Source organism: Stenotrophomonas pictorum JCM 9942 (assembly GCF_001310775.1).
Lineage (GTDB): Bacteria > Pseudomonadota > Gammaproteobacteria > Xanthomonadales > Xanthomonadaceae > Stenotrophomonas > Stenotrophomonas pictorum.
Genome location: NZ_BAZI01000332.1, coordinates 1 through 2,924 on the forward strand (window position 1 = coordinate 1; position 2,924 = coordinate 2,924).

General features: G+C 68.0%; 1 protein-coding gene and 3 pseudogenes. 2 read left to right on the forward strand and 2 right to left on the reverse strand.

All coding sequences use genetic code 11. The annotated features are described in order from the left end of the window. A pseudogene (locus JCM9942_RS18650) lies at window positions 1–348 on the reverse strand (imidazolonepropionase); the annotation flags it as partial. 60 nt (window positions 349–408) lie between these two features. On the opposite strand from JCM9942_RS18650, the pseudogene JCM9942_RS13245 reads away from it, so the two are divergent. Together JCM9942_RS13245 and hutC are read left to right on the forward strand one after the other, a co-directional pair. Continuing rightward, window positions 409–1,778: pseudogene (locus JCM9942_RS13245) on the forward strand (formimidoylglutamate deiminase). A gap of 40 nt (window positions 1,779–1,818) precedes the next feature. After that, window positions 1,819–2,547: a histidine utilization transcriptional repressor HutC gene (gene hutC / locus JCM9942_RS13250; protein ID WP_054660247.1), complete on the forward strand. Its 729-nt coding sequence runs from the start codon at window positions 1,819–1,821 to the stop codon at window positions 2,545–2,547. A 63-nt stretch (window positions 2,548–2,610) separates the two neighbouring features. Here the strand turns inward: hutC and JCM9942_RS13255 are convergent. Further along, window positions 2,611–2,924 (reverse strand): annotated as a pseudogene (locus JCM9942_RS13255) (restriction endonuclease); the annotation flags it as partial.

The window sequence follows — 2,924 nt, forward strand, 5'->3', positions numbered from 1 at the left end:
GCGGCTCATCGGCGGCGCGGGTGGGCCGCGCACGGTGGAGACGATGCCGCCGCCGGCAAGGGCTATATCGGCATAGCTCACGCCCTGCAGCCGCTGCTCGAATTCACCGGCACGGTTGCCGGCGTAGACCAGATGGGTATGGCAGTCGATCAGGCCGGGGCTGATCCAGCGGCCCTGACAATCGATGCGCTCGGCGGCGTCGAATGCAGGCGCGGAGGCGGCAGGGCCGGCATGGACGATGCGGCCATCCAGTGCGGCCAGCACGCCGCCACGGACAAAGCCGAGCCCGCCGCTGGCATCGTCCAAGGTCATCAGGTGGGCGTTGTGCCAGAGCGTGTCGCAGCGCATGTGCAGCTTCCATCCTTATTTGTATATACAATAATTCCGGTCAACGGAGAGTGTCCAGTGATTGCGAGCGCCGCCCCCCAGAATGTCTGTTTCCATGCCGCGCAGGCCTTGCTGCCACAGGGCTGGGCGCGCGATGTGCGCATCGAATGCGCGCAGGGGCGGATCGCCGCAATTACCGCCGATACGCCGCGCCAGGACGGCGATCGGAACCTGTGGACGGTGCTGCCAGGGCTGGGCAACCTGCACAGCCATGCGTTCCAGCGGGCGATGGCCGGTCTGACCGAAGTGGGCGGGACCACCGGCGACAGCTTCTGGAGCTGGCGCGAGCTGATGTATCGCTTTCTGGACCGGCTGGATCCGGACAGTTTCCAGGCCATCGCCGAGCAGGCCTATATGGAAATGCTCGAAGCCGGCTTCACCCGTGTCGGCGAGTTCCACTATCTGCATCACGCCCAGGACGGCCGCCATTACGCCAACCCGGCCGAGATGGCGGTGCGACTGGCGGCAGCGGCCGACCGCACCGGAGTGGGCCTGACCCTGCTGCCGGTGTTCTATGCCCACGCTGATTTCGGCGGGGTGGCGCCGGTGCCGGGGCAGCGGCGTTTCCTGCACGACATCGACGGCTTTGCCCGCCTGCTGGAAGGCTGCGCACAGGCGCTGGCCGATCTGCCGACGCGGTGCTCGGGCTGGCGCCGCACAGCCTGCGCGCGACCACCGAAACGGAGCTGCAGGCGCTGGCCGGCATGACGCGCGGGCCGATCCATATCCATATCGCCGAGCAGGTCCGCGAGGTCGAGGCCTGTCTGGCGTGGAGCGGGCAGCGGCCGGTGCAGTGGCTGTACGCGCACGCGGCGGTGGATGAACGCTGGTGCCTGGTCCACGCCACCCATGTCACCCCGGAGGAGGTGCGGCTGATGGCCGGCAGTGGCGCGGTGGTCGGCCTGTGCCCGATCACCGAGGCCAATCTGGGCGACGGACTGTTCCCGATGCGCGAGCACATCGCCGCCGGTGGCCGCTTCGGCGTCGGCTCCGATTCCAATGTGCTGATCGATGCGGCCGAGGAATTGCGCCTGCTCGAATACGGCCAGCGGTTGACCCTGCGCGGTCGCAACGTGCTTTCGCCGGCCAATCTTTCCACCGGTCGCTGGCTGTACCAGCAGGCCCTCGAGGGAGCGGGGCAGGCCCTGGGAGTGCGCGCCGGACTGGCGGTCGGTGCGCCGGCAGACCTGCTCGAACTGGATCCGGACCACGTCTCTCTGCATGGCCGCAGCGGCGACAGTCTGCTTGACAGCGCGTTGTTCGCCGCACGTAATGGCGCCGTTCGCGCGGTCTGGCGAAATGGCCGCGAGCTGGTCCGTGAGGGACGGCATCTCAATCGCGACGCGATCCAGACGCGCTACCGTGCCGCGCTGGACCGGATTCTGGCCTGACCCGCAACGCCCGGCCCGCCGATCTTTTCAGGAACCCCGAGTGAAGAGCAAAAAAGCTCCCACCCTCAATCACCGCATCCGCAGCGATATCGAAAGCCGCATCCTCAGTGGCGAGTGGGCCCCCGGTTTCCGCATCCCGTTCGAACACGAGCTGATGGAACAGTACGGCTGCTCGCGGATGACGGTGAACAAAGTGCTGACCACGCTGGCCGAAAGCGGCATGATCGAGCGCCGCCGGCGGGCCGGCTCGTTTGTCGCCCGGCAGCCACCGCACCTGGAGCAGGTGGCACTGGAAATTCCCGATATCGAAGTGGCAGTGACCGAACGGGGCCATGCCTACGGCTTCCAGCTGCTGGACCGGCAACTGCGCAGCGCCCACCGCGGCGTGCCCGAAGAAGTGCAGCTGGCCGCCGCCGGGCAGCTGCTGGCGATCCGTTGTCTGCACTTGGCCGACGGCAAGCCGCTGGCGCTGGAGCGCCGCCTGATCAATCCCGAAACGGTGCCGGAGACGCTGGGCGTGGATTTTTCCGAGCACGCCCCGGGCAGCTGGCTGCTGCAGAACGTTTCGTGGACACGCGGCGAGCATCGCATCAGCGCAGTCGCAGCGACCGCCGCCGAGGCCGCGTTGCTGCAGGTGCCGGCCGGGACCGCCTGCCTGGTGATCGACCGCCAGACCTGGCGCGGCGAACTGCAGATCACCTGGGTGCGGCAGATGTTCCTCGGCGATGCCTACGACCTGATCGCCCGCTTCGCACCCGGGGCGCGCTGAGTTCCCGCCGGGCGGATTGCCACAAGGAAAAAGGCGCCGTTTGGCGCCTTTTTCCTTGTGCACTCAGATGGTGCTGCACTGGCGCCAGCGCACGGTTCATCGACACCCGGGCGCGGGTTGAGCTGGATGCGCACCGTGCGCAGCGCCGGGTAGCGCTCCACTTCGCGGCAGATCAGCGGCCATACGGTCTTGTCATCGGCCGAGCGCTCCACTGACAGGGTCAGGCGGGTCAGCCAGATGCCGCTGATGACCCCCGGCGTGCGCGCCAGCGCCTTGGAAACCGACTGCTGGTAGCGCAGCAGCGTTTCCGGATCGGGATCTTCAAGCAGGTCCTCGGCGGGCATGCCGGCGCTGGGCTCGGGGGACGACGTCCGCGG